The organism is Acidiphilium sp. MT5 (assembly GCF_054767495.1).
The window spans coordinates 79,129-105,060 of sequence record NZ_BAABMR010000003.1 but is presented as its reverse complement, the minus strand read 5'-3'; the positions used below and the strand labels follow the sequence as shown (position 1 = coordinate 105,060).

General features: G+C 62.0%; 23 protein-coding genes. 7 read left to right on the top strand and 16 right to left on the bottom strand.

Annotation, left to right across the window (positions count from 1 at the left end; translation table 11 throughout):
- Window positions 1-171 precede the first annotated feature (171 nt).
- On the top strand, window positions 172-786 hold the full coding sequence (locus ACYUCQ_RS04550) for a hypothetical protein (protein WP_460253320.1): 615 nt from the start codon (window positions 172-174) through the stop codon (window positions 784-786).
- A gap of 88 nt (window positions 787-874) precedes the next feature.
- On the opposite strand, the gene ACYUCQ_RS04545 is transcribed toward ACYUCQ_RS04550, so the two are convergent.
- A complete protein-coding gene (locus tag ACYUCQ_RS04545; RefSeq protein ID WP_460253319.1) occupies window positions 875-1,858 on the bottom strand; it encodes a malate dehydrogenase in 984 nt (327 codons plus the stop codon).
- Window positions 1,859-1,968: 110 nt separating this feature from the next.
- On the opposite strand from ACYUCQ_RS04545, the gene ACYUCQ_RS04540 reads away from it, so the two are divergent.
- A complete protein-coding gene (locus ACYUCQ_RS04540) occupies window positions 1,969-2,541 on the top strand; it encodes a regulatory protein RecX (protein WP_460253318.1) in 573 nt (190 codons plus the stop codon).
- A gap of 7 nt (window positions 2,542-2,548) precedes the next feature.
- Here ACYUCQ_RS04540 and ACYUCQ_RS04535 read toward each other — a convergent pair whose 3' ends face one another.
- Window positions 2,549-3,550, bottom strand: coding sequence for a polyprenyl synthetase family protein (locus ACYUCQ_RS04535; RefSeq protein WP_460253317.1), 1,002 nt, complete (start codon window positions 3,548-3,550; stop codon window positions 2,549-2,551).
- Window positions 3,551-3,654: 104 nt separating this feature from the next.
- Here ACYUCQ_RS04535 and ACYUCQ_RS04530 point away from each other — a divergent pair, with 104 nt between their 5' ends.
- Window positions 3,655-3,861: a putative signal transducing protein gene (locus ACYUCQ_RS04530; RefSeq protein ID WP_460253316.1), complete on the top strand. Its 207-nt coding sequence runs from the start codon at window positions 3,655-3,657 to the stop codon at window positions 3,859-3,861.
- Between the two features lie 2 nt (window positions 3,862-3,863).
- Window positions 3,864-4,583, top strand: coding sequence for a tRNA1(Val) (adenine(37)-N6)-methyltransferase (locus ACYUCQ_RS04525; RefSeq protein ID WP_460253315.1), 720 nt, complete (start codon window positions 3,864-3,866; stop codon window positions 4,581-4,583).
- Here ACYUCQ_RS04525 and ACYUCQ_RS04520 read toward each other — a convergent pair.
- From ACYUCQ_RS04520 to rpsA, 3 genes are all read right to left on the bottom strand, one after another.
- Window positions 4,578-6,167, bottom strand: coding sequence for a YifB family Mg chelatase-like AAA ATPase (locus ACYUCQ_RS04520; protein ID WP_460253314.1), 1,590 nt, complete (start codon window positions 6,165-6,167; stop codon window positions 4,578-4,580). The two genes, ACYUCQ_RS04525 and ACYUCQ_RS04520, sit on opposite strands and share 6 nt — an antisense overlap.
- Window positions 6,164-7,060, bottom strand: coding sequence for a RadC family protein (gene radC, locus ACYUCQ_RS04515; RefSeq protein WP_460253313.1), 897 nt, complete (start codon window positions 7,058-7,060; stop codon window positions 6,164-6,166). The genes ACYUCQ_RS04520 and radC overlap by 4 nt, the downstream gene beginning before the upstream one ends.
- Window positions 7,061-7,218: 158 nt before the next feature.
- Window positions 7,219-8,943 carry a 30S ribosomal protein S1 gene (gene rpsA, locus ACYUCQ_RS04510; protein ID WP_460253312.1) on the bottom strand — a complete coding sequence of 575 codons (1,725 nt, stop codon included), beginning with the start codon at window positions 8,941-8,943 and terminating at the stop codon, window positions 7,219-7,221.
- A gap of 294 nt (window positions 8,944-9,237) precedes the next feature.
- Between rpsA and ACYUCQ_RS04505 the strand changes: the two genes are divergently transcribed.
- From ACYUCQ_RS04505 to ligA, 3 genes are read left to right on the top strand one after another with little or no spacing between them, the layout of a single operon-like run.
- Window positions 9,238-10,113 carry an outer membrane protein assembly factor BamD gene (locus ACYUCQ_RS04505; RefSeq protein WP_460253311.1) on the top strand — a complete coding sequence of 292 codons (876 nt, stop codon included), beginning with the start codon at window positions 9,238-9,240 and terminating at the stop codon, window positions 10,111-10,113.
- A gap of 18 nt (window positions 10,114-10,131) precedes the next feature.
- A complete protein-coding gene (gene recN / locus ACYUCQ_RS04500; RefSeq protein WP_460253310.1) occupies window positions 10,132-11,811 on the top strand; it encodes a DNA repair protein RecN in 1,680 nt (559 codons plus the stop codon).
- Window positions 11,808-13,808: an NAD-dependent DNA ligase LigA gene (ligA, locus tag ACYUCQ_RS04495; RefSeq protein ID WP_460253309.1), complete on the top strand. Its 2,001-nt coding sequence runs from the start codon at window positions 11,808-11,810 to the stop codon at window positions 13,806-13,808. The genes recN and ligA overlap by 4 nt, the downstream gene beginning before the upstream one ends.
- Before the next feature lie 10 nt (window positions 13,809-13,818).
- On the opposite strand, the gene ACYUCQ_RS04490 is transcribed toward ligA, so the two are convergent.
- The 11 genes from ACYUCQ_RS04490 to ACYUCQ_RS04440 all read right to left on the bottom strand — a co-directional run bounded on the left by ACYUCQ_RS04490 (window position 13,819) and on the right by ACYUCQ_RS04440 (window position 25,928).
- Complete coding sequence (locus tag ACYUCQ_RS04490) at window positions 13,819-15,366, bottom strand: GMC family oxidoreductase (RefSeq protein WP_460253308.1); 1,548 nt, start codon at window positions 15,364-15,366, stop codon at window positions 13,819-13,821.
- A 127-nt stretch (window positions 15,367-15,493) separates the two neighbouring features.
- Window positions 15,494-15,802 (bottom strand): chaperone modulator CbpM, encoded by a 309-nt coding sequence (locus ACYUCQ_RS04485; RefSeq protein ID WP_460253307.1) that lies wholly within the window; start codon window positions 15,800-15,802, stop codon window positions 15,494-15,496.
- A complete protein-coding gene (locus ACYUCQ_RS04480) occupies window positions 15,799-16,755 on the bottom strand; it encodes a DnaJ C-terminal domain-containing protein (protein WP_460253306.1) in 957 nt (318 codons plus the stop codon). Before ACYUCQ_RS04480 ends, ACYUCQ_RS04485 begins: the two co-directional genes overlap by 4 nt.
- Window positions 16,756-16,831: 76 nt before the next feature.
- A complete protein-coding gene (gene rodA / locus ACYUCQ_RS04475) occupies window positions 16,832-17,980 on the bottom strand; it encodes a rod shape-determining protein RodA (protein ID WP_460253305.1) in 1,149 nt (382 codons plus the stop codon).
- Window positions 17,977-19,857: a penicillin-binding protein 2 gene (gene mrdA / locus ACYUCQ_RS04470; RefSeq protein WP_460253304.1), complete on the bottom strand. Its 1,881-nt coding sequence runs from the start codon at window positions 19,855-19,857 to the stop codon at window positions 17,977-17,979. Before mrdA ends, rodA begins: the two co-directional genes overlap by 4 nt.
- Window positions 19,858-20,385 (bottom strand): rod shape-determining protein MreD, encoded by a 528-nt coding sequence (gene mreD / locus ACYUCQ_RS04465; protein ID WP_460253303.1) that lies wholly within the window; start codon window positions 20,383-20,385, stop codon window positions 19,858-19,860.
- Window positions 20,382-21,245, bottom strand: a complete 864-nt coding sequence (locus tag ACYUCQ_RS04460; protein WP_460253302.1) for a rod shape-determining protein MreC — start codon at window positions 21,243-21,245, stop codon at window positions 20,382-20,384. The genes mreD and ACYUCQ_RS04460 overlap by 4 nt, the downstream gene beginning before the upstream one ends.
- Window positions 21,246-21,415: 170 nt before the next feature.
- Complete coding sequence (locus ACYUCQ_RS04455; protein ID WP_460253301.1) at window positions 21,416-21,820, bottom strand: hypothetical protein; 405 nt, start codon at window positions 21,818-21,820, stop codon at window positions 21,416-21,418.
- Complete coding sequence (locus ACYUCQ_RS04450) at window positions 21,817-22,185, bottom strand: hypothetical protein (protein ID WP_460253300.1); 369 nt, start codon at window positions 22,183-22,185, stop codon at window positions 21,817-21,819. The genes ACYUCQ_RS04455 and ACYUCQ_RS04450 overlap by 4 nt, the downstream gene beginning before the upstream one ends.
- 79 nt (window positions 22,186-22,264) lie before the next feature.
- Window positions 22,265-23,653, bottom strand: coding sequence for a nitrogen assimilation response regulator NtrX (gene ntrX / locus ACYUCQ_RS04445; RefSeq protein WP_460253299.1), 1,389 nt, complete (start codon window positions 23,651-23,653; stop codon window positions 22,265-22,267).
- On the bottom strand, window positions 23,646-25,928 hold the full coding sequence (locus ACYUCQ_RS04440; RefSeq protein ID WP_460253298.1) for a sensor histidine kinase NtrY-like: 2,283 nt from the start codon (window positions 25,926-25,928) through the stop codon (window positions 23,646-23,648). Before ACYUCQ_RS04440 ends, ntrX begins: the two co-directional genes overlap by 8 nt.
- Window positions 25,929-25,932 lie beyond the last annotated feature (4 nt).

The following is a 25,932-nucleotide window of genomic DNA, read 5'->3' as shown; positions in this document are numbered from 1 at the left end:
AAGTGAACTTTTATTGATTTTATCCGAATGTTCGCTTCAAACATTCCTACAGCTTCATGCCCCGACAGCACAAGATCACCTGATACCCACCCGCAATCGCCACCTGATACACCATCACCCCTCCAAAATTGCCCTTGCGCACCCAAGGCCGCTTATGCAATGTTAGTATTTATGCACACGGCCCAAACCCATCAGCATCTGGCCGTCCGCTTCACCCGGATCATGCACCAGCTTCTGCGTGCCATCACCAGCGATGGCTATGAAGTCCGCCTGTTCGGCCGCCTGCTCGTCATGGTCTGGAACCGCGTCCACCGCATCGGCTGGCGCTTCACCGCCCGCGCCGCCGCCGGGGCGCCGCCGCAATCCTCCAAACCAAACACCCCAACGCGCGCTAACCCCACCGCCAATCCCGGAATCACGCCGCGCCAAGCCGCAAAAATCCTCATCGCGCACAGCTTCACCCGCCCAATCCTGTTCCCGCGCGCCCATGGCTGGCTGCCGAAACTCATCCCCCGCCCCGGCATCGCCGCCGCCACCGATAGGCTGCACCGCCTGATCGGCGAACCGGAATTTTCCCGCCTGCTCAATCATAATCCCGGCCTCGCACGCATCCTGCGCCCGCTCTGCCACCTGCTCGGCCTTGCGCTCCCCGCACCCCACCACACCCCGCCACGCATCCGCCGCCGCCATAAACCACGCCGCGCCTGGGCGCACCCAGCCCCCGCGCCGGATCGCCTCAATTTCCCCCAACGCCACCCCAGTTTTTATCAAAAATCAGCAGCATAACTCCGACCCACGTCCATTTTGTTACGATATAACAACATCTATGCCAAAAAACAGCGGCCCGTAAAGCGACGGGCCGCTGCGTCGCCGATCAGCCGAGCAAATGCGCCACCGCGCCGCGCTCTTCTTTCAGCTCATTCAGCGTAATCGCAAACCGTTCCTTGGCGAAATCATCCATCGCCAGCCCAGTCACCCGCGTCACCACGCCACCTGCCGTCGTCACCGGCACGCCAAACATGATGCCCTCGGGCACGCCATAGCTGCCATCCGAGGCAACCGCCATCGAGACCCATTTGCCCTGCGAACCCAGCACCCAATCCCGCACCTGATCGATCGCCGCATTCGCCGCCGACGCCGCCGATGACGCGCCCCGCGCCTCAATAACCGCCGCACCGCGCTTGCCCACAGTCGGGATAAACACGTCTCGATTCCAAGCCTCATCACCAATCAACGCCGATAATGCACGCCCACCCGCCATCGCAAACCGGTAATCCGGATACATGGTCGGCGAATGATTGCCCCACACCACCATTTTCTCAATATCGGCCACCGCCACCCCGGCCTTGCTGGCCAGCATCGAAACCGCCCGATTATGATCGAGCCGGATCATCGCCGAGAAGCAATCAGGCGACAAATCAGGTGCTGACTTCATCGCAATATACGCATTGGTATTGGCCGGATTGCCCACCACCAAAATCCGCGCGCTGCGCTTGGCGACCGCATTCAACGCCCGGCCCTGCACCGTGAAAATCTCGGCATTGGCGCCCAGCAAATCCTTCCGCTCCATGCCCTTGCCACGCGGGCGGGCACCGACCAAAAACCCGATATCAATATCCTTAAACGCAACCATCGGATCATCGGTCGCCACCATCCCCGCCAACGCCGGAAAAGCGCAATCCTCAAGCTCCATCATCACGCCCTTGAGCGCACCTTGCATCGGCGGCAGATCAAGGAGGTGCAAAATAACCGGCTGATCAGGGCCAAGCAGCGCGCCACTGGCAATGCGAAAAATCAACGCATACGCAATCTGGCCGGCAGCGCCGGTCACCGCGATACGAACGGGGGATTTGGCCATCGGAAATTCTCCTTGAATGATCCGTGTGCGATCCCCTGGCACTATGCCCCCCGCTGAGAGCGGTCAAGCGGGGGGTTTCGCATAGCCCCACCGCATGGCAGGAACAGACCATGAAACGCGACAAAAGCCCCCTCGGCCCGCCGCCCGACGCCGCCCGGTTGCGCGAAGCCGCCCTGGCCCATTTGGCCCGTTTTGCCGCCAGCGAGGCCAATCTCCACCAAATCCTCACCCGCCGCATCACCAGATGGGCCCGCGCCGCTGAGCAAGCCGGGCTCGAAACCGATTTCATCGAGGCCGCCCAACAAACCGCCCGCGCCAGCCTGCCCAGTTTGATCGCCCAACTCCGCAGCCTCGGCGCCCTGAACGACCAAGCCTTCGCTGAAAGCCGCGCCCGCCGCCTCGCCCGATCGGGCAAATCACGCAATGCCAGCCTCGCTCACCTCACCGCCAAAGGGATCAATCCTGATCTCGCCGCCAGCGCCCTCCCGCCGGACCCGGCGCGCGATCTCGCTAGCGCCTGCATTTTGCTGCGCCGCCGCCGCTTGCCGCCGTTCGGCCCCGGTGACCGGCTGAAAACCCTCGGCATTTTAGCCCGCGCCGGCTTTGACCGGGCCACCGCCGAAAACGCAATCGCTCTGGATGGGGAAACCGCCGAGGCGCTAATTATCGCCGCCCGCCAATAGCCAAAATTCAGTGATTCCGCGCCACCGCATAATCGGCGGCCACCGCCAATAAATCGCGCAATTCATGGGCCGGCAAAGGCTCCAGCGCCGCTCGCGCTTCGGCCGCAAACGCAGCCGCCCGCGCAATCGTGCCGTTAATCGCATCATGCCGGGCGATCAGCGCCATCGCCTCGGCCAAATCAGTCTCGCCCTGCTCACTTTGCTCAATCGTGCGCTGCCAAAAAGCCCGCTCGTGGGCGTCGCCCGCCTGATAGGCCAGCAAAATCGGATAAGTCAGCTTACCCTCACGAAAATCATCGCCCACATTCTTGCCGAGCTGGTCCTGATCCGCCGCATAATCGAGCGCGTCATCCACCAATTGAAACGCCATCCCCAGCGCCCGGCCATAACGCGATAAACCAGCACATTGCTCGGCCGAAGCCCCCGCAATCACCCCGCCCACCTCGCACGCCGCCGCAAACAGCGCCGCCGTTTTACCCTCAATCACTTTGAAATAGCGCGGAATATCGGTGCTGAGATCATTCTGGGTGGCCAGTTGCAACACCTCACCCTCCGCAATCGTCGCGGACGCCCGGCATAAAATCCGCAGCACATCGAGCGAACCATCGGCCACCATCAGCTCAAAAGCGCGGGCAAACAGAAAATCCCCCACCAAAACCGGGGCCTTATTGCCAAACACCGCATTGGCACTGGCCAAACCGCGCCGTAAATGGCTGTCATCCACCACATCATCATGCAGCAACGTCGCGGTGTGAATGAACTCCACACAAGCCGCCAGCCCGATATGCCGCGCCCCCTGATAACCACAGAGCCGCGCCGCCGCCAGCGTCAACAAAGGCCGCAATCTTTTGCCGCCCGCCGCCACGATATGGGCCGCCAATTGCGGCACCAGCGGCACATCGCTGGCCATATTGGTCAAAATCGTCTGATTGGTCGCCGCCAAATCGGCGTGCAGCACCTGCGACAGGCGCGTCAAAGCATCTGCGCAAGCAGGGTTTTCGTCGGTCAAAGGGTCGCGATCAGGTGCTACGATGCCGTCCACAAATAAACCCGCTCTTGTTAAACCGATCCGATACACAGAATATCGGCTCGAAGGAAATAGGGTCAAGCCAAATGGAAATTATCACCACCTCGACCGACCCAATCCGGCTGAGCTTTCTGATCGCTCTCTTGCGCGACGCTGGGCTGAACCCGGTGCTGCTCGATCAGCACATCGCCGCCGTCGAAGGCAATATCGGCGCCTTTCCGCGCCGCCTCGCCGTGCCGCGCGATCAGGCCGATCAAGCCCGCCGGGTGCTGCGCGAGGCGCAAGTCAGTTAAGCATGGCAGCCCAGCAAACACTCCTTGGCGGGAAAATCATCTATCACCAGCTCGATTCCGGCCATCGCACCGGCATCGAGCCGGTGCTGCTCGCGGCCAGCATTCCGGCCAAACCCGGCGCGACCATTCTTGAAGCCGGGACCGGCGCCGGGGCGGGGCTGCTTTGCCTCGCTCACCGGGTCGAGCTTGGCATCGGGATCGGGCTGGAACGCGAGCCAACCCTCGCTGCCCTCGCTGCCGCCAATCTTCGGGCCAATCATTGTTCCACCGGCGCCATCCTGGTCGGTGATCTGATCGCGGCCCCGCTGGCGCGTCGCCGGTTTGACCATGTCATGGCCAACCCGCCCTGGTTTGATCCCGCCAACACCGCCTCACCCGATCCGCTGCGCCGCCTGGCTCGCGCGATCTCCGTACCAGGGCTGCAGGATTGGATCACCACCCTCGCCAGCCTGCTGCGCCCCGGCGGCACAATCACGCTGATCCTGCCCGCCAGCCGATTGCCGGAATTCATGCAGGGCTGCACCACGGCCCATATCGGCGCGCTGAAAATCATGCCACTTTGGCCCCGCGCCGGGCGGCCCGCCAAACTCATGATCGTGCAAGGGTGCCTGCAGGGCCGCAGCCCGTTGCGGCTGCTCGCCGGTCTGACGCTCCACGACACCAACGGATTTTCACCGGCAGCGGAGCAAATTTTGCGTGACGGTGCGGCCCTCGCGCTATGAGCCTCGGCGCTGCGCCGCTGGACCCGGCAGGCTGGCCACATTCGCCCGCCCGGCCATGCGGTGGCGATAAGCGAGCGCCTCCGCCACATCGACCCGCCGCACCTGATCGACGCAGGCCAAATCGGCGATGGTGCGCGCCACCCGCAAAACCCGGGTGAAGCCGCGCGCCGAGAGGCGCAGCCGCTCCGCCGCCTGCTCGGCAAAGCCCTTGGCTTCGGGGAGCAGGATGATCTGATCGGTTGGCGCGTTGGCATTATTGGCCGGCAGATCCGGCGCAGCCCCACCCACGGCCCCACCGGCGAGTTCAGCATAATCTTGCGCCCGCGCCTGGGCACGGGCGCGGGCAGCACGCACCCGCGCCGCGACCATTGCGCTGGTCTCGCCTTGTGGGGCGTGCAGTAATTCCGATGGTGGGATCGGGCTGATTTCCAAAACAAGGTCAATCCGGTCCAAAAGCGGCCCGCTGATTTTGCTCTGATATTCCTCGCCACAGCGCGGCGCGCGGCCACACGCGCGGGCGGGATCGAATAAATGCCCGCAGCGGCAGGGGTTCATCGCCGCGACCAATTGGAACCGCGCCGGATAGGTGACATGGGCGGCTGCCCTGGCCACGGTGGTGCGGCCTGATTCCAGCGGTTGGCGCAGCGCTTCGAGCGCCGCACGGGGAAATTCCGGCAATTCATCCATGAACAACACGCCGCAATGGGCCAGCGAAATCTCCCCTGGCTTGGCGCGGTTGCCGCCACCGGCAATCGCCGCCTGGCTGGCGGAATGATGCGGCTCGCGAAATGGCGGACGCGTGATCAACCGCCCCTCGGTCAGCATTCCTGCCACCGAATGCACCATACTGACTTCCAGCGCCTCACGCGGGGTCAAATCCGCAAGCAAGCCCGCAAGCCGCGACGCCAGCATGGTCTTGCCCGCCCCTGGCGGGCCGATCATCAGCAAATTATGCCCACCCGCCGCCGCAATTTCCAAAGCGCGCCGAGCGGTTTCCATGCCGCGCACATCGGCCAAATCGCCACCCGGATCACGCTGATCGAGCATGCCGCGCGGCGGGGGCGACAAAATCTGCTCACCTTTGAAATGATTGATCAAGGCCAGCAAATCCGGTGGCGCCAGCACGCCAATATCCCCGGCCCATGCCGCCTCAGCGCCCTGTTGCGCGGGACAAATCAGGCCAAGCCCGCGCGCTGACGCGGCAATCGCCGCCGGCAGCACCCCGCTGACCGGCGCCAATTTGCCATCGAGCGACAATTCTCCCAAGGCGGCGAAATTCGCCATTTCATCGACGGGCAAAATATCCATCGCCGTCAGCACGCCAAGGGCGATTGGCAAATCGAGATGGCTGCCTTCTTTGGCCAGATCCGCTGGCGCCAGATTGACCAGAACCCGGCGCGGCGGGAGTGCCAGCCCCATCGCGGTGAGGGCGGCGCGCACCCGTTCGCGCGATTCGGCCACCGCCTTGTCAGGCAGGCCGACGATCAAAAACACCGGCAAGCCGGGGGCGATTTGCACCTGCACCTCCACCTTCATCGCCTCAATCCCGGCGAAGGCGAAGCTCTGGATGCGGGCGATGCTCATGCCCGGCCTGCCGCACGGCCAATCAGGCCCTCTTGGCGGAAACTCAGAAACCGGCCTTTGCCGATAATCAGATGGTCATGCAGCACAATATCCATCACCTGGATGGCCCGCTCGATCTCGGCGGTCATGGCGATGTCATCCCGCGAGGCCGTTGGGTCACCGCTGGGGTGATTATGCACCAAAATCAATGCCGTCGCGTGCAATTCCAACGCCCGCTTGACCACTTCGCGCACATAAACCTGGGTGTGATTGACCGTGCCGCGGGAGGCGATTTCGTTGGCGATCAGCCGATTGCGATTATCGAGAAATAAAATCCGAAATTGCTCGATCGGCTCGCGCGCCATGGCGATGGTCAAATAATCGATCAACCGATCCCAATTGTTCAAGATCGGCTGATCCGCCAATTCCGCCCGCGCCAAGCGCTCCGCCGAGGCCTGCACCAATTTGATTGCCGCCACGCTATGCGGTCCCACGCCCGGCTCGACGGCCAAAAGCTCGGGCGATGCCACCAGCACGCCGGCATAAGAGCCAAATCGGTTGATTAATGATTTCGCGAGCGGTTTGGTATCGCCCTTTTTGAAGGCGAGAAACAACAGCATTTCCAAAAGCTCGTAATCGGCCAGCGACTCGGCACCACGCTCCAACAAGCGCTCGCGCATCCGCGCGCGATGACCCAACGGCCCGGTGCTGGGAAATGGCACATGATCCAAGCCCGCATCGCCCAAACCAAGCCCATCCATCGATTGCGGCACGGGGGCAGGCGCTGGCGTCGGCGCCGCCGCCGGACGCTCCGCCATGCCGCTGACACGGCGCGCCGGCGCGTCTGGAAACGGTTCCGTTTCAGCGCGGCGCAGGGTTTTCAGCAATCGATCCCACACGATAGACGCGAACATTCCGATAAAATCGCGTTAAGGTTGTAACCCTACCGGATTTTCGCGCTCTGTCCAGTTATTTTAATCCGCAAGCGGCATAAAAAACGCCGCCCTTGCGGGGCGGCGTTTTCTGCAACGATCGAGCGAAGGCTCGATTTGTTTATCGATGAGTTTGTCGATTAGTTTTCGGACTGGGCCTGCTGATTGCGGCGACGGATCGCGGCACCCAGAATATCGCCCAGCGAGGCGCCGGAATCGACCGAGCCGAAATCGGCCATGGCCTGCTTTTCCTCGTCCATCTCTTTGCCTTTGACGGTGAGTTGCAGCTTGCGCGCCGCGCGATCAACCGCCGTGATTTTGGCGTCGATTTTTTCGCCGACGGCAAATTTCTCCGGACGTTGATCGCCCTTATCGCGAGCCAGTTCGGCACGGCGAATAAAGCCGGTCAACACATCATCGACCTTCACTTCAAGCCCGTTGGTCTGCACGGCGGTGATCACGCAGGTCACGATCATGCCCTTGCTCACGCGGTCCAGCACGCCGGCGGCGGGATCTTCCTCGAGCTGCTTCACGCCCAGGCTGATCCGCTCTTTCTCGACATCGACATCGAGTACCTTGGCTTTGACGTGATCGCCCTTGTTGTACTTGGCCATCGCGAGTTCGCCGGTATCATCCCATGACAGGTCCGACATATGGACCATGCCATCGATTTCCGGCGCCAGCCCAATGAACAAGCCAAACTCTGTCATGTTGCGAATCTCGCCTTCGACCACCGAACCAACCGGATGATCATCGAGGAATTGCTCCCACGGATTGCGGCTGACCTGCTTCAGACCCAGCGAAATGCGACGCTTAGAGGCATCGACATCGAGCACCATGACTTCGACTTCTTGGCTGGTCGAGACGATTTTGCCCGGATGCACGTTCTTTTTGGTCCACGACATTTCGGACACATGCACCAGACCTTCGACGCCCGGTTCCAGTTCCACAAACGCGCCGTAATCGGTGATGTTGGTCACCCGACCGGCGGCCTTGATGCCGGCGGGGTATTTCACGTCCACACCTTCCCACGGATCGATCTCAAGCTGCTTCATGCCCAAGCTGATGCGCTGGGTATCCGGGTTGAAGCGGATCACCTGCACGCGCACCGGCTGGCCGATGGTGAGGGCTTCGGCTGGGTGGTTGATCCGGCGCCACGCAATGTCGGTGACATGCAGCAGGCCATCCACGCCGCCCAAATCAACGAAGGCGCCGTAATCGGTGATGTTTTTCACCACGCCATCCAGAATTTGGCCTTCTTTGAGGCCCTGGATCAGCTCGGAGCGCTGCTCGGCGCGGGTTTCTTCGAGCACGGCGCGGCGTGACACCACGATATTGCCGCGCGCGCGGTCCATTTTCAGAATTTGGAACGGTTGGGACATGCCCATCAGCGGCGTGACATCGCGCACCGGACGAATATCGACCTGGCTGCCCGGCAAAAATGCCGTGGCGCCGCCCAGATCGACAGTGAAACCGCCTTTGACTCGGCCATGGATCACGCCATTGACCCGCACGCCCGATTCATGGGCGCGCTCCAATGTGGTCCAGGATTCCTCGCGCCGCGCCTTTTCGCGCGACAGCACGATTGAGCCGTCTTTGTCTTCATAGCGCTCAACGAACAGATCAAACGAGTCGCCGGGCTTGACTTCCTGCGCCCCGAATTCCTTGACCGGCACCCGGCCTTCACTTTTCAGCCCGACATCAACAACGACAAAATCATCGTCGATCCGCAGCACATGGCCGGTGACGACGGAGCCTTCAAAGCCCGTATCGATGCCGAGCGAGCTATCAAGCATCGCGGCAAAATCATTATCGGCGGCATGCTGATCAGCGTGCGAGCGCGTGGCAGTTGCGGTAGAACCCATGAGACGGTGTTGATCCTTGAAACGAGACCGGCCCTAAGCCGATCGGGTTGGCGTGCGCGGATACTCCATGATCCAACTGTGATCAGAAACCCACGTCTAGCACGGCTTTGCCAGCCGGCTTGGTTAATCATGACGATCCAAAACGGATCGAGCCGCAAGCACCATGCCGCAGCTGACCCCTCCATTACCGGCAAAACCACCCCTGCGCAAGGGTAATCAAGCCTAAACCACGGCAATTTTAAGATCAGCCGGGCAGGCTTCGCGCCGCGACGTCTCGTGCTATAGAACCCTCCCATGAGAGAATATCGCTTCGCATTGCCGCGCCGTTTGAACCCGCTGCTGCCGATCTGCCTGACGCTCCCGCTTCTGCTGAGCGGCTGCGGGCTGTTTGGGTCAAGCCATCCGAAACCCAAGCTCGGCCAGGCCGACGCGATAACCGCACCGCCGCTCTCGGCCAGCGCCCAATATGAGGCCGGAATTGAGCAATTGCGCAAAGGCAACAACAAAAAAGCCGCGACCGCGTTCGGCGCCGTGCAGGTCAATCATCCCTATTCGACCTGGGCGACCCATGCCGCGCTGCTGCAAGGCTATGCCGATTTTCAGCGCCAGGATTTTACCGCCGCCATCGCCTCGCTCACCCGATTCGTGCAACTGCATCCGGCCAGCCCCGAAGCCGCCTACGCCTATTATTTGCGTGCTTTGTGCTATTACGAGCAAATTGAGGGCGTGCATCGCGATCAAACTACCACCAAAGAAGCGGCCCAGGCGCTGCAAGACGTGATTACCCGCTTCCCCAACAGCGCCTATGCCAGCGATGCGCGGATCAAATTGCGCCTCGCGGAGAACCGGCTCGCCGGTCATGATATGGTGATCGGGCGGTTTTATGAGCGGCAAAATCTGTATCCCGCCGCCATCAACAGCTTCCAGAAAGTCGTGCAGCAATATCAGAGCACGACGTTTGTGCCTGAAGCGTTGGAGCGGCTGGTCGAGTGCTATCTCGATTTGGGCCTGACCGATGAAGCGCGCCGCACCGCCGCCGTGCTGGGGTATAATTATCCCGGTTCGTCTTGGTATCAGGACGCATATCATAAATTGCGCGCCCATAAGTTGCTCGCCCATGCCGCGCCGCCGCCGCATAAATCCGGCGGCTGGCTGTTCGGACTTTTCTAGCCCGGGTGCTCGGCCCCTATGCTCATCGCCCTGTCGATCCGCGATGTGGTGCTGATCGACCAGCTTGACCTTGAGTTCGAGCCGGGCCTGACCGCCTTTACCGGCGAGACCGGTGCTGGGAAGTCGATTCTGCTGGACGCGCTTGGCCTTGCTTTGGGCGCGCGCGCCGATACCGGACTGATCCGCGCCGGGGCCGCGCAATCGGTGGTCACCGCCGCTTTTTCGCTCCAAGCCGGCCATCCCGCGCACGCGCTGCTGGCCGAACAGGGATTGGACGGCGATGACACGGTGGTGCTGCGCCGGATCGTTAGCCGCGATGGCAAATCCCGTGCCTTGATCAATGACCAAACGGTCAGCCTGTCGCTCCTGCGCCGCGTTGCTGAAACTCTGATCGAAATTGAGGGGCAGCACGCAGCCCTAGCGCTAGCTGAGCCCGCGACTCAATTGCGCTTGCTTGATCAATTCGGCGTGCCCGCAGCACTGCGCCAACGCACGCTCAGCGCTTGGCGCGGCTGGCGCGCGGCTGAGGCGGCGCTGCGCGAAGCGCGTGACGCCATTGAGGCGGCGCGGCGCGATGAGGAATTTTTGCGCCACGCTTATGGTGAATTGCACGATCTGGCCGCTCAGCCCGATGAGGAGCAACAGCTCGCGAGCCAGCGCCAGCATTTGCAGGGGGCCGAGCGCCGCGCCGCCGCGATTGATGCCGCGCTGAGCGAAATTGCGCCGCGCGAACGCCGATCAGGCGGGCCGGCGGTGGCGCTGCGCAGTGCGGCCCGCAGCCTGTCCCGCCTCGCCGAAACCGAGCCGGGCAGCCAAGCCGCGCAGGCGCTGAGCGCGATTGAACGCGCGGAAGAAGCCTTATCCGAAGCCGAAACGTTGCTCTCGCGCGCCAGCGCTGACGCCGCCCCCGATCCACGCGCTCTCGATCAAATCGAAACCCGCTTATTTGCCCTGCGCGCCGCCGCCCGCAAATACGCCGTGGCGGTGAGCGATCTTCCGGCTCTATCTGAAAGTTTTGCGGCGCGGATTGCGGCTTTGGAAACCGGCGAGAACGCGATTGCCGCTCTTGTTAGCGCCGCCGCGACGGCGCGCGCCGATTTCACCGAGGCCGCCGACACCCTGCATGACGCACGCCGCACCGCTGCCCGCAAGCTGGAGGCGGCGCTCGCCCGCGAATTGCCACCGCTCAAACTTGATCGTGCGCGGTTCACCATTGCCTGCACGGCGCTGCCGGAATCACGCTGGTCCGAAGCGGGGATGGATGAAACCAGCTTTCTGGTTGCGACCAACCCTGGCGATACGCCCGGCGCGCTCGACCGGGTGGCCTCGGGCGGCGAATTATCGCGCCTGATGCTGGCGCTGAAAGTGGTGCTCACCCGCGCCGGGCCTGCTGACACCTTGATTTTTGATGAGGTCGATAGCGGCATTGGCGGGGCGACGGCCGCCGCTGTGGGCGAACGGCTCGCGCGGATTGCCAAGGCGACCCAGATTTTGATGGTGACCCATTCGCCACAAGTTGCCGCACGGGCCGCCCATCATTTCGTTGTCGCTAAATCAGCCCTGAAAAATCGGGCGCAAACCACGGTCCGGCGCCTTGATCACGACGCACGGCATGAGGAGATTGCCCGCATGCTCGCCGGCGAAACCATTACCGATGCCGCGCGCGCCGCCGCCCACAGCCTGTTGAGCCCGACATGAGCGAGACCCCGCTTGACCAGATGACGCTAGAGACGCTGCTCGCGCAGATCGCCGCCGCTGATCTGGCGTATCACCGCGATGATCGCCCGATGATGGATGATGCACGCTATGACGCGCTCAAACGCGAAGCCGAGCGGCGCGGTGCAGTGTTCACGCAGGTTGGCGCGCCGGTCGCAGCGGGGTTTGGCAAAATTCGTCACGCGCAGCCGATGTTATCGCTCGATAACGTTTTTGTCCCTGCAGAATTCAGCGAGTTTTGTGCGCGTATCCGCCGGTTTCTGGGATTGGATGCCACGATTTTGCAGTTTGTCGCGGAACCGAAAATCGATGGACTATCGATTTCGCTGACCTATCAAGACCGAAAATTCATCCGTGCCGCCACCAGGGGCGATGGCGAAGAGGGCGAGGATGTCACCGAGAATGTGCGCACGCTGCCCGGTTTGCCGTTGCAATTGCCTGAGGATACACCAGATCTTATTGAAATTCGCGGTGAAATCTATATGGCGCGCGCAGATTTTCTCGCGCTGAACGCGACCCAGGCGCGCCCGTTCGCCAATCCGCGCAACGCCGCCGCTGGCAGTCTGCGCCAGCTTGATCCGCGCATTACCGCCAGCCGCAAATTATCGCTGTTTGCCTATGCGCGCGGTGCGGCCAGCGCGCCGGTTGCGCAAACCCATTTTCAGTATCTGGCGACGCTGCGGCGCTGGGGATTTACGGTCAATCCGTTAGCCGAACCGATTGCCGAGACCCAAGCCATGGCATTCCAAGCGCGGATCGGCGCGCTGCGGCCTGATCTGCCTTATGACATTGATGGCGTGGTCTATAAGCTTGATGATCTGGCCTTGCAGGACCGGCTTGGTTTTGCCGGGCGCGCGCCGCGCTGGGCGGTTGCGTGGAAATTCCCTGCCGAGCGCGCCATCACCCGGCTCGAAGCGATTGATATTCAAGTTGGGCGCACCGGCGCACTCACCCCGCGCGCGACACTCACGCCGGTGAATGTCGGCGGCGTGATTGTTACCCATGCCACCTTGCATAATGAGGATGAAATCATCCGTAAGGACGTGCGCGTGGGTGACATGGTGGAAATTCAACGGGCCGGCGATGTTATTCCACAAATCGTTGCGGTGCTGACCGCGCAGCGCCCGGCGGATGCCGTGCCGTTCAGCTTCCCCGATCATTGCCCGATCTGTGGGTCGCTCGCGATCCGCCCGCAAGGCGAGGTTGTGCGCCGCTGCACCGGCGGCTTGTCCTGTCCGGCGCAGGTGGTGGAACGGTTGATCCATTTTTGTGCGCGCCCGGCCTTTGATATTGAAGGCATGGGCGAAAAGACCGTCCGTGAATTTCATGCGCTGGGCTGGCTCAACACTGTAGCCGATATTTTCACACTGCCTGACCTAGAGGCGAAAATTGCCAGCCTTGATGGCTGGGGCGCGCTATCCGCCGCCAAGCTGAGTGCGGCGATTCGCACCCGCCGCCGCATCCCGCTCGCCCGCTTTATTTATGCGCTGGGGATTCGCCGCATCGGCGAGGCGAACGCCAAGCTGCTCGCGCGCCATTATGGCCGGTTCGCCGCTTGGCGCGAGGCGATGATCGCCGCCCAGATCATCGGCTCGGATGCGCGGCTCGAACTCGGGGTGATTTCGGGCATCGGTCCGTCCATTGCCGAGGAGCTGGTTGGATTTTTTGCCGAGCCGCATAACCTTGCGCTGCTGGCGACGCTGGATGCGCAGCTGAGCATTGAGGATGAGACCGGCCCGGGTGAGGATACACCGCTCGCTGGAAAAACCATTGTTTTTACCGGCACGTTAGAAACCATCACCCGGCCCGAAGCCAAGGCCCGCGCCGAGGAAGCCGGCGCCAAAGTGACGGAAAGCGTCTCCAAACGCACCGATTACGTGGTGGTCGGTGCCGAGGCAGGGTCCAAAGCGACGAAGGCCGCCGCTTTGGGGATTGCGCTTCTCACCGAGGCCGAGTTCCGCGCCCTCGCTGGATTCTAACTGTTAGTTATTACACGGCGCGTCGGATCAAATCCGCCGCGCGCTCAGCGATCATGATGGTGGGTGCATTGGTATTGCCGCGCACCACACTCGGCATCACCGAGGCATCGACCACCCGCAGCCCATGAACACCATGCACCCGCAAAGCCGGGTCCACCACCGGGCCGATCGCGCAGGTGCTGGTTGGATGATACACGGTATGGGTATAATGCTCGATATAATCCCAAAGATCGGCATCGGAGGCGGAAGCGGGCACCTGATGCGGCGCGGTGATGTGGGCCTGGAGCGCCGGCTGTTTGGCAATGTCCAACCCAATCCGCATCCCCGCCAGCGCGCTCGCGCGATCGTCCGGGGTGGCGAAGTAATTATGGGTGATGCGCGGCTTGGAGCGCGGATTGGCCGAGCGCAGCGATAATTGACCTCGGCTGGTGGGTTTCAACACGCAGGGGCCAAAGCCGAACGCATGGGCGGTCGGCACGCCCATGCCTTCCTGATAAAACATCACCGGGGCGGCGTGAAACTGCACATCTGGCGCATCAAGCTCCGCGCGCGTGCGGAAAAATCCACCCGCCTCGCCGATATTCGAGGTTAGCGGCCCACGCCCTTCCTTCATCAGCAATTCGGCATTTTCCGCCGTTGCTGCGGTCATCAGCGTTTCGGTGTTGGTGTACCAGGTCATCAAGGTCATCGGGTGGTCCTGCAGACCGATACCAACCGGCAAATCCACCCGCACCGGAATTTGCAACGCCGCGAGATCACCCGCCGGCCCGATGCCTGACAGCATCAGTAATTGCGGCGAGTTATAGGCGCCCGCCGCCAAAATGACTTCCTGCTCTGCGTGGATCGTCTCGACCTGACCGTTCACCACGATTTCCACGCCGCTGGCGCGCGCGCCATCGAACAGGATGCGGGTGGTGAGGGCGTCGGTGATCACCCGCAGATTGGGCCGTGCCATTGCCGGATGCAAATAGGCCACTGCCGCGCTGCAGCGCATGCCGTTGCGCTGGGTGTTTTGAAACAAGCCAACGCCATCTTGCTGGGCGGCGTTGAAATCGGGGTTGGCCGGAAACCCGGCCTGCACGCCCGCCTCGACGAAGGCATCCATCAACGGGTTGCGCGAGCGCCCTTCACACACTGAGAGCGGGCCAAGCTTGCCGTGAAACTGATCTTCGCCACGCTCGTTATTTTCCGACCGCCGAAAATAGGGCAGCACCTCGTTATAGCTCCAGCCCGTGGCGCCTTCGGCTGCCCAGCCATCGTAGTCAGCCCGGTTGCCGCGAATATAGACCATCGCGTTCATCGAGCTGGAGCCGCCGAGCATTTTGCCACGCGGCAGATAGATCCGCCGCCCCGCCAAGCCGGGTTCTGGTTCGCTCGAAAAATCCCAATCATATTCGGACTTGAAAAGCTGAGGAAACGCCGCCGGGATGTGAATTTCCTGCGCGCTATCCGGCCCACCCGCCTCGATCAGGGTGACCTGCACCGCAGGGTCCTCGCTCAGGCGCGCCGCCAGCACACAGCCAGCCGACCCCGCGCCGACAATCACGTAATGGCTCATGATTTGCTCCGTTTCCTCGCCGCCTTGTTCTCCGGACCATACCGGGTGGCGTGGATCGAGACTATCAGCATCAAGCCGAGGGTCAACCGCCGCAACAAAATTTGATCCAGAGCGGGCGCCAGTGCCTTTATTCTGGCTCTTGATTTGACCATTGATCTGGCGCGGTCGCGCGGACCCGCTCGATCAAGGCGCGCATCTGACGGCGCGTGTCATAGAGCTGATCAAGCAAGGACAGCACCACCGGCAACGCGGCCTCATTGACCTCCATATCGGTGCGCAGGGTGCAAATTAGGCGAACCCGCGCGACATCGATCTCAACGAACCGATAGGCATCTGGCTCGCCTTCGGGCCGCACCCAGCCTTCGCGGATCCAACGCTCCAAATCCGCCCGCTCCACCTGCCCGATTTCGGCGATCAGCCTGTCGATTGTCATCATGACGCTGCATCCATTGTTTGACGCGGATTAAACGGCCGCGCCGGTTGCCATGTCTGCAAAAACGCATCCAAAGCCGGGTCATCCGGCCCGACCATCACCCGCAACCGGACATATAAATCGCCCTCCGGCAGACCATTATGCGCCGGAACGCCGCGCCCGCGCACCCGTAATTCGGTGCCGGTATCAGAATGCGGCGGAATCCGCAGCCGCAACGCGCCGCGCGGCCCGGCAATCTCCACCGGCCCGCCCAGCACCGCTTCGCGGAGCGACACCGGCAACTCCATCCGGAGTGTCTGGCCATCGCGGCTATAGGCGGGGTGTGGTTCAATCGCGATTTCGATGAGTATATCGCCTGCTTTGGCACCCGCCCCCGCTGCGTTGGTCCCTGCCGCATGGGCCGCTTGGCCGCGCAGGCGCAAAATATGCCCCGCCTCGGTGCCGGGGGGAATTTTCACATCCAGCACCCGCTGATCGGGCAGGGTCAATCGCTTGGTCGCCCCATTCACCGCATCGAGCAGCGGCACCGCCAGCCGGTAGCGCTCCGCCTCAGCGCGCGCACCGGCCCGCGCACCGGCCCGACCGTCGGCAAACATCGAGGCAAACATTGCCTCCAAATCAGGATCGTTCCAATCCTGGGCCTCAGGCCCGGCATGGCGATAGCGCTGACCGGCCCCGGATTCGGCATGGGCGCGATAGCCCGGATGCGCGTGCGGATGGGCGTGTGAACGCTCAGCGCCGCTGGCATCGATCTCGCCCCGGTCAAAGCGGGCGCGCTGCTCGGCATCCGAAAGCAGACCATAGGCGGACGCCACCGCCTTGAATCGCTCCTCCGCCGCCGCATTGCCGGGGTTTAAATCCGGATGATGCTGCTTGGCGAGTTTGCGATAGGCACTGCGGATGGCATCAGGCGTCGCATCGCGCGGCACGCCCAGCGTTTTATATGGATCATCCACGATCAAGCCTCTTTCAACCAATGTCGCCTTATCTTGAACGCGCCCGCGAATAAGGGGCGCGGCGTCACGTTAGACGCTATTCCTCGGACGCGGCAAATTCAACGTCCCGATGCACATGGATCGACATCAGCACACCGAAACCAAGCATCACCGCCGTCAAGGCCGAACCGCCATAAGAGACCAAAGGCAACGGCACCCCACCCACCGGAATTAGCCCCATCACCATCGCCAAATTGACGAAACAATAGAGGAATAAATTGGTGGCAATCCCCAACGCCGCCAACCGCCCGAACATGTGCTGGCAGCGCAGCGCGGTGTAGAACCCCATGGCAATCATCGAGAAGAGCACGCCGATCAATACCAAGGAGCCGGCAAAGCCGAACTCTTCGGCGATGATGGTGAACACGAAATCGGTTTGTTTCTCCGGCAAGAAATTGAGCTGATTTTGCGTGCCGTGCAAAAATCCCTGACCCCAGAACCCGCCCGAGCCGAGCGCGATTTTGGACTGGATGATATTATAACCGGCACCCAGCGGATCGCGCCCCGGATGCAAAAACGTCAGAATCCGTTGTTTCTGATAGCCGTGCAGATGATGATAAATGAATGGCGCGGCAATCGCGACCACCGCAATCACGATCACGAATTTCCACCAGCGCACCCCGGCCCCGAGTAAAATTGTGCCGCCGATACTCATGGTGATGACGGCGGTGCCGAGATTCGGCTCTTTGAGGATCAACGCCGCCGGGACCAAAATCGCGAGGATCGGCGGGATCAGAAACGGCAATTGGCCGACCCGCTCATAGCTGGCCCGCTGAAACCATGACGCGAGCGCGAGCGCCAGAAACAGCTTCATCAGTTCCGATGGCTGCACATGCAACCCGCCGACATCAATCCAGCGTTTCGCGCCGAGCCCGACATGGCCGAACCGCCACACCACCACCAGCAACACCAGGCCCAGCGCGTAGGCCGGCCAGGCCAGCTTGGCGATCAGCCGGATATCGACCAACGCAATCGCGATCATCATGATTAATGACGCAGAAAACCGGATCAATTGCGGTGTGGCATACGGTTCGCCATGGCCCCCTGCCGCCGAGTAGAGCGCGGCATAGCCAATGCCCGCCAGCGCGCAGCAGGCCAAAACGAACAGCCAATTGATGCGCAATAATTTACGCAGCAAGCCGAAGGAGCGCGCGTAATAGGGGCGATAATCGATCAAACCGCTCATGACGCGGTCACCATCGCCACTGTTTGCGGGGCTGCGACAAATCCCGGCTTGGCCGCCGGGCGCTGCGCCGTGCTGGTCAGCGCCAGCGTCATCAAATCACGGGCAATCGGTGCCGATGCTGCCGCCCCTTCATTGCCGTGCTCCACCACCACCGATATGGCATAGCGCGGGGCTGCCACCGGCGCGAACGCGATAAAAAACGCGTTGGGGCGGTATTTCCAGGGCAGGCTGGCATCGTCGTAATTCGCTTTTTCCTGCGCTTGCGACAAATCATGCACCTGCGCGGTGCCGGTTTTGCCGGCCATTTGCACCCCCGGCAGCATCAGGCGCGAGGCATAGCCGGTGCCCGATGGCGTGTTGACCACTTCGGTCATGCCGGCGCGCACCGTTTCCAAATGCCGGTCCTGCAAACCAAGCGAGGGCCAACCATAATCCAACCCATCAGCCTGATGCACCGTGCCAATGGCTCGGGTCAGCCGGGGCTGCACCGCCCGCCCGGTGGCGATGCGCGCCACCATGGTGGCCAAGCCGAGCGGGGTTACCTGGGTAAAGCCCTGGCCGATGCCCTGGATCACGGTGTTGCCCTTGGTCCAAACCAGCTTGCGCCGCTTGGCCCATTGATGGGTTGGTAAAAACCCGGTCGAGGCGCCGGGCATGCCAATATCCAGCGAGCCCACAAGGCCAAGCCGCCGCCCCATCGCGGCGATCTTATCAATGCCCACCGCCAAGGCAGTGTGATAGAAAAACACATCGCAACTTTGCTGCAGGGCGCTGACCACATTAATGGTGCCGTGGCCGCTATGCTGCCAGCAATAAAATGTATGATCGCCGAGCTTCAAATAGCCGGGGCAGGTGAAGGTAGTGTGCGCGGTGATTGCGCCGCTATGCAGAGCCGCGATAGCGACACAGGGCTTGAAGGTTGAACCGGGCGCATAAAGCCCATTCGCGGCCCGGTTGGTCAGCGGGCGCATCGGATCATGCATCCAATTCGCCCAGGTCGCCGCCGGCACGCCGGTATCAAACAGGCCCGGATCAAAACCGGGCGTGCTCGCCATCGCCAGCACTTCCCCTGCCACCGCATCGATCACAATGGCCGCGCCAGCCTGCCCGGCTAGCCTTGTTGCCGCCAAGGTTTGCAAGCCGGTATCCAAAGCCGTCTGCACCACAGCGCCCGGCTTGCCATTGTCACGATCAAGCTCACGCACCACCGAGCCGTGGACATTCACCTCGGTTTGCACAATCCCCGGCGTGCCCCGCAGCGCACGATCATGCGCGCCTTCGATCCCGGTGCGCCCAACCCGCATGCCCGGCAAGGCCAGCATCGGGTCGCGCTGCGCCTGCGCCTGGGTTGGCCGACCGACAAAGCCGATCACATGAGCCGCCTGCGGCCCGAGCGGATAGGTGCGCGACGCCCCGACATCGACAAACACGCCGGGCAAATCCACCGCCCGCACCTCGATCCGTGCCATGTCGGACCAGTCGAGATCATCTTTGAGCAAAATCGGCACATAGCGCGGCTTGCCGGCCAAATCCCGCGCAATCCGCGCCTGCTCTGCCGGGGACAACGCCATCAGCGCGGCGAAGCGATCAATGACCGCTTCCGGGTCGTGCGCCTGCGCCATCATGAACAAGGCCCGCCAATGCTGGCGATTTCCCGCGAGAATCACCCCATATCGGTCAGTGATCAGCCCGCGTTCGGGCGCGATCAGGCGATCATTGATTGAGTTTTGCTTGGCCAGCGTGGCAAACCGCCCATGCTCGCGCACCTGCAAGCGGTATAAATTCACGCCCATCGCGCCGAACGCCGCCGTTTGCGCGGCACCCACCAGCAAGGCCCGGCGGGTAAACACCGAACGCCGTTTGGTCTCGCGCCTCATTCACGCGAACTCGGGCGCCGCAGCACCACGATGCGCCTTGATCAACCAGGGCGCCAACAGCGGATAGAGCAAAACGCCAATCACCGCCTGAATCAACACCGGCCCCAGCGGTAAAAATTGCAAAATGAGTAAGGATCGGATCAGATATTCAAGCCCACTGGTACCCACCATACTCGCCGCCAATGCGAGCCAAACCAGGAAAAATCCTTGCTTGGCCAGCACCCGCCGGAGTGCCAGAACCGCCGCCTGGTTCAGCAATAACAACACCGCCCACAAGCCGAGCGGCGAATTGCCGATCAAATCGAGCAACACACCGAGGATCAGCACCACTGGCGCTGGCAGCGCCGCCGGGCGATACAAGGTCCAGAAAAACACCGAAATCAACACAAACGCCGCCCGGAACGCCCCAGGGTCCGGCAGCAATAGCGGCACTGACGCGACCATCATGATCAGCATGATCGAACAGCTTGGCAACGCATGCCGCGCCGCACGATCCAGATCGCGCCACAAACTCGGCCACGCAATCACGGACCATTGCTCGCAAGCGGATTGATCGCTGTTTGGGCGGCACTTTGACCTTCCAGATGATAATCAAACAGCCGCAATACTTGCAGCCGGTGCAACCCGGCGAATGGCAGCACGACCGGGTTATTACGGCCCTGATAATGCACGACGCCTACCGGCAAGCCGGGCGGAAACACCCCGCCCGCCGCGCTGGTCAACACTATTTCCCCCTCATGGGGTGGATGATTGGGCGACCAATATTGCAAACTCGGCATCGCACCATTGGTGCCCACCATCAGCGCATGCGCGCCGGACGTGCCCATCGCCACCGGCACCCGGCTGTTCAAATCATTGATCAACAGCACCCGCGCGCTGCGCAGCCCCGATTGCACCACCCGCCCGACCACGCCGCGCCCGTCCATCGCAATCGCATCGACCAAGTTTGGCGCGCCCGACGGGACCGACACCAACACGGAATGGGCGTAGAGCCCGCCATTATCGGCGATCACCCGGGCGGTGAAAAATTCCGGCGTCGGCGTTGGCACGAAATGCAAGGTTGATTTGAGCGCCTGATTTTGCGCGGCCAGCGCCAGTGCGACCGACTGCCAGCGCCGCAGCCGCGCATTCTCCGCCCGTAGCGCCAGGATTTGCCGATGCATGCCAACCCAGGCGCCGAGAGCCGTATCATCGCGGGTCAGGCTGACGATCGGGCGTGACATCACCCGAAACGCTGGCGCCAGCGCATCATCAAGGCCCAGACGCAGCGAGGCTGTCAGCCGGCTATTGGCGCGGCCTGCGATCATTAATCCCAGCGCAAGCAGCAGCATGACCGGGAGGGTCAGCCGCGCTAATACTAAACGGACCGGCACCGAGAGCCGAAACATATGATCAGTCCCTATGGAAGATCGGGGTGGAGGATCGGGGGTGGATGATCGGGCGTGAGACCGCAGACTTACGACAGTCGGCGGGTTAAGCCAATGTCCTGACCCGATTATTTTGCCCTCACGTGACCGTCAATCGGTGAAATTAATTCCGCTGATCCAGGATCGAACCCTCAATCAGAGGGTGAGTCACTTTTTTGCAACATCGCCCGGAGCGTGCCGAGCAAGATCGCGAGCAGCGCCAGCACCGCCGGGTCTCGGCGCATTAGGCTGCGCACGAGGGCCAATCCCTCCGCCAGCACCGCCAACAGCGCGCCGCTTTGCGCCGGGCGCGGCCGGCGACGCCAGCGATAGCGGGTGATGCCCCAGCACAGCAGCGCCAGCAGCAAAAACCCACAGCCAAAAATCAAATCCGCCTGCAGCACGCCGATCATCTGCGCCAAGGCGCGAAAACAAGCTGCCAACAGAAACACAAGCCCCAGCAGCCCCAGCACCAGCGCCACCGCCCCGAGCAGTACGCGCTCGCGCCAGGCGCGCAGGCCGATCATGTCCAATAACGGTGCGAACAAACGCATCAACCGCGCTTGATCCAGCGCGCGATCAGATACCCCGCCCCAAACGCCATCGCCAAGCTCACCAAAGGCCGCTCTTGCACAAATTGCGCTGTCCGGTTCGAGGCACCGCGCCCGGTATCGGTCAAGCGATCACTCAATCCCGCAATATCGCGTGTCAGCGCCTCGATCCGTTGGTCGAGACTGCCGCGCCCCGCACTTGGCGTGGATGCCGGTTGCTTCAGGCGGTCCTGCACCTCGTGCAGCACGGTATCGGCCACCTGCACCACCCGGTCACGCAAATGATCGAGCTGACCGACCAGCCGCTCGATATCCTCCGCCATTTTGGTTGCGTTGAAATTATATGTGGTTTTGGCGCGAAACGGATCCATCGGCGACACTCCTGATTTTCATTCTGTCCCCTTGATGGAATGGGGTTCCCGCCCCCTCGGTTCAACCCAGAAGCCGCAATCAGCCCGCCGATTGTCGGTCTTCTGGCCCCACGCCCAATTGCTTGAGCTTGCGGTGCAGGGCGCTGCGCTCCATGCCGACAAATTGCGCGGTGCGGCTGATATTGCCGCCAAACCGCAGGAGTTGCGCTTGCAAATACTGGGTTTCGAACACATCGCGCGCATCGCGCAGCGACAGCGCCATGATATCGGCCAGCGGATCAATCGCCAATGCGCGCGGCGCGTGCGCACTGATCTCGCCAGGCAATTGCGCGGCGTGAAACGGCTCGCCGGCCTCGCCGGGATGCATGATCATCAGCCAGTCGATCACATTGCGCAGTTGGCGCACATTCCCGGGCCAATCATGCGCCTGCAGCGCCGCAATCGCGTCCGAGGCCAAAATGCGTGGTGGCAAGCCGGAGGTTTCCGCCGCCCGCGCCAAAAACAGGCTGGCCAATTCGGGGATATCTTCGCGCCGCTCGCGCAGGCTCGGCACCCGCAGCGGCACCACGGCGAGCCGGTAATATAAATCCTGCCGAAAGCTGCCCGCATTAATGTGGGCCTGCAAATCGCGTGCGGTGCTGGCCAGAATCCGCACATCGACCTTCACCCGCGCGCCGCCGCCCAACCGCTCAAACCGCTGATCTTGCAGCACACGAACGATTTTGCCTTGGGTTTCCAACGGCATATCCGCGATCTCATCGAGCAGCAGGGTTCCGCCATTGGCCCGGTCGAGCAAGCCCGGACGGCTCGCCCCATCGGCCCCCGCCTCGACACCGAACAGCGCCGCCTCGACCCGCTCGGGCGCCAGCGTGGCGCAGTTCAACACCACAAAAGGGCCGCTCGCGCGCTTGGATTGGGTGTGGATCATCCGCGCCACCACCTCCTTGCCCACGCCCGCTGCTCCGGTGATCAAAATTCGTGAGCCGGTTGGTGCCGCTTTTTCAACCGCGTGGCGCAGCGCATGGATCACGGCACTCGACCCGGTCAGCCGATTTTCCGAGCCGGTGCGCAGCCGCAATTCGGCATTCTCGGCCACCAGCCGCGCCGCCTCCAGCGCGCGCTGGATTACCAATAACAGCCGCTCGGATTTGAACGGTTTTTCGATGAAATCATACGCCCCGTGCTGGATCGCCTGCACGGCCATTTCAATCGTGCCGTGACCGGAAATCATCACCACCGGCAGGTTTGGGGCTTCGGCGCGCATCGCCTGCAAAATCCCCAACCCATCGAGTGCCGAATTTTGCAACCACACATCGAGAATCACCAAATCGGGCCGGCGCTCGGCAAACGCTGCCAATGCCTCGTCCGACGAGCCGGCGCTGCGCGTTTCAAACCCTTCATCGCGCAAAATCGCGTCAACCAGAAAGCGAATGTCCGGCTCGTCGTCGATAATGAGAATCTCAGTCATTCCGCTCCAATCCCGCCGACACAGCGTCGTTTACCAGGGCTTTCGATGGCAATAGCAAGGTTACCACCGCACCCACGCCATCCTCCCGGCTCGCCAATTCCAGCGCGCCATGATGATCCTCCATGATCTTGCGCACGATCGCGAGTCCAAGACCAGTGCCCTTCACCTTGTGCGTCACGTAAGGCTCGGTCAGCCGATCCCGATCCTGCTCGGGCAAGCCAATGCCGTTATCGATCACCTCGATCCGATACCATGCCGCATCCTCGGTGATTCGCAAAACAACCTCGCCGTGTGGCGATTGCTCTGCTGAAATTGGCCGCATTGCGATCGAATCTGCTGCATTTTGCAATAAATTCGTCAATGCCTGCCCGATCAACCGCGCATCGCACAGGGCGCGTGGATCATCCGGCGGCAACTCGACCCGCCAATCGATCTCTGCATGCGCGGTGCGCTGCAGAATCACCGCCTCGCGCAGAATTTTCGATAGGCTTTCCAGGCGCATCACCGGTACCGGCATGCGGGCAAAGGCCGAAAACTCATCCACCATCCGGCCAATATCGCCCACATGCCGCACAATCGTGTCGGCACATTGCGCAAAACTCTCAGGATCGGACTTGATCTCTTTGGCGAACCGCCGCTTCATCCGCTCGGCCGAAAGCTGGATCGGGGTGAGCGGATTTTTGATTTCATGGGCAATTCGCCGCGCCACATCCGCCCAGGCCGCTTTCCGCTGGGCGGTTTGCAAGGCGGTGATGTCATCAAAAGTCACCACAAAACCCGGCGCACGATCACCATGCCGATCCGCACCAATCCGCGCCATGAAAATCCGTTTGCCGCCCTGCCCGGCATAAGCGATTTCAGCGGTGATCGGGCGGTCTGGCGTTGCTTCGGCCAGCGCCAGGGACGCGGCAAAGTCAGGCAGCAGCACCGATAATCGCTCGCCCAGATGCGCGAGCAAATCAATGCCGAGTAAATCCGAAGCCGCCTTGTTGGGCAATTCAATCCGCCCTTGCGGATCAAGCCCGATCACCCCCGCCGATACACCGGCTAACACCGTCTCGGTAAACCGCCGCCGCTCATCGATTTGCCCATAGGCACTCATCAATTCCGCCCGCTGTGCGGCAAGCTGCCCGGTCATTCGGTTGAAGGCGCGCGACAAGCCAGCGACATCATCGCCGGAATCACCCTCGGGCACCCGCACCTGCAAATCCCCGCTGCGCACCCGCTCGGCAGCGCGGATCAAATGACCGATGGGCCGGGCAATTTGATTGGCGAACACCAAGCCGATCAACGCAGCCCCCGACAGCACGAGCAGCGCCACGGTCACGAAAATCAGGGCGAAGAACAATTCGAATTGCCCGCGCTGATGCTCAAGCCGATTATATTCGGCGAGCGCCTTTTCGGTGCGTTTGACATGGGCATAAATGCTCGGATCGATGGGCCGTTCGACCATCAGCATCAAAGCCGGTGCGGCTTCAAGCTGCACCATCGCGTGTTCTAGCGTTGAATGCGGCGTGCTCCACACCACGATTTGATGCTTCTCGGCCAGATCGATCTGCGCTTGCGGCGGGAGCGAAACATCGGTGCCGGCGAACAGCCCCGCCGAGGCGATCACCTTATCGGTCAGCGGCTCAAAAATCACCGCCTGGGTCAATCCGTGCAACGCCGTTTGGGCGATCAGCACATTGAGGAAGCCTTGATCGAAAAAATCCTGCGCGCTGCCGTAAAAAATCGGACCATTTTGGTTCAGATCATTGGCAATCGCCAACGCATCGACGCGAATACTGTTCTTTTTCGCATCCATATACCCAACCGCCACTTGCTGACTTTCCGCCAGCGCCGTGCGCACCCGCTGATTGAACCAGGCTTGGATGCCAAAATTGAAGAATACCGCGGCAAAAATCGCAACCAATATCGCAGGCACCGCCGCAATGCCGCCAAATAACAGCACGAGGCGCACATGCAGCCGCGCCCCCGCCGCGCCGCGCCGCGCCTCCAGCACCACCCGCGTCACGCGTGCCACCAGCACAATGATCAGCAGCAGCAAAATCGCAATATCGCCCACTGCCAAGCCAACCGCCGCGCCCGAATGCACGCCGAGTTTGATGCCGCCAGCGAGATAGGCAAAACTGCCAATGCCCAAGGTCAGGGCCAAGGCCGCGAGCAGCAATGTCGCCACCCGGCCAACCAGAATATCAATCAGCCGGGAAAGCCCGCCGCTCGAAGGCTTGGTGCGCGGATCGCCGGGCACTGGTGAACGCGCAATCTGGTTCATCGCC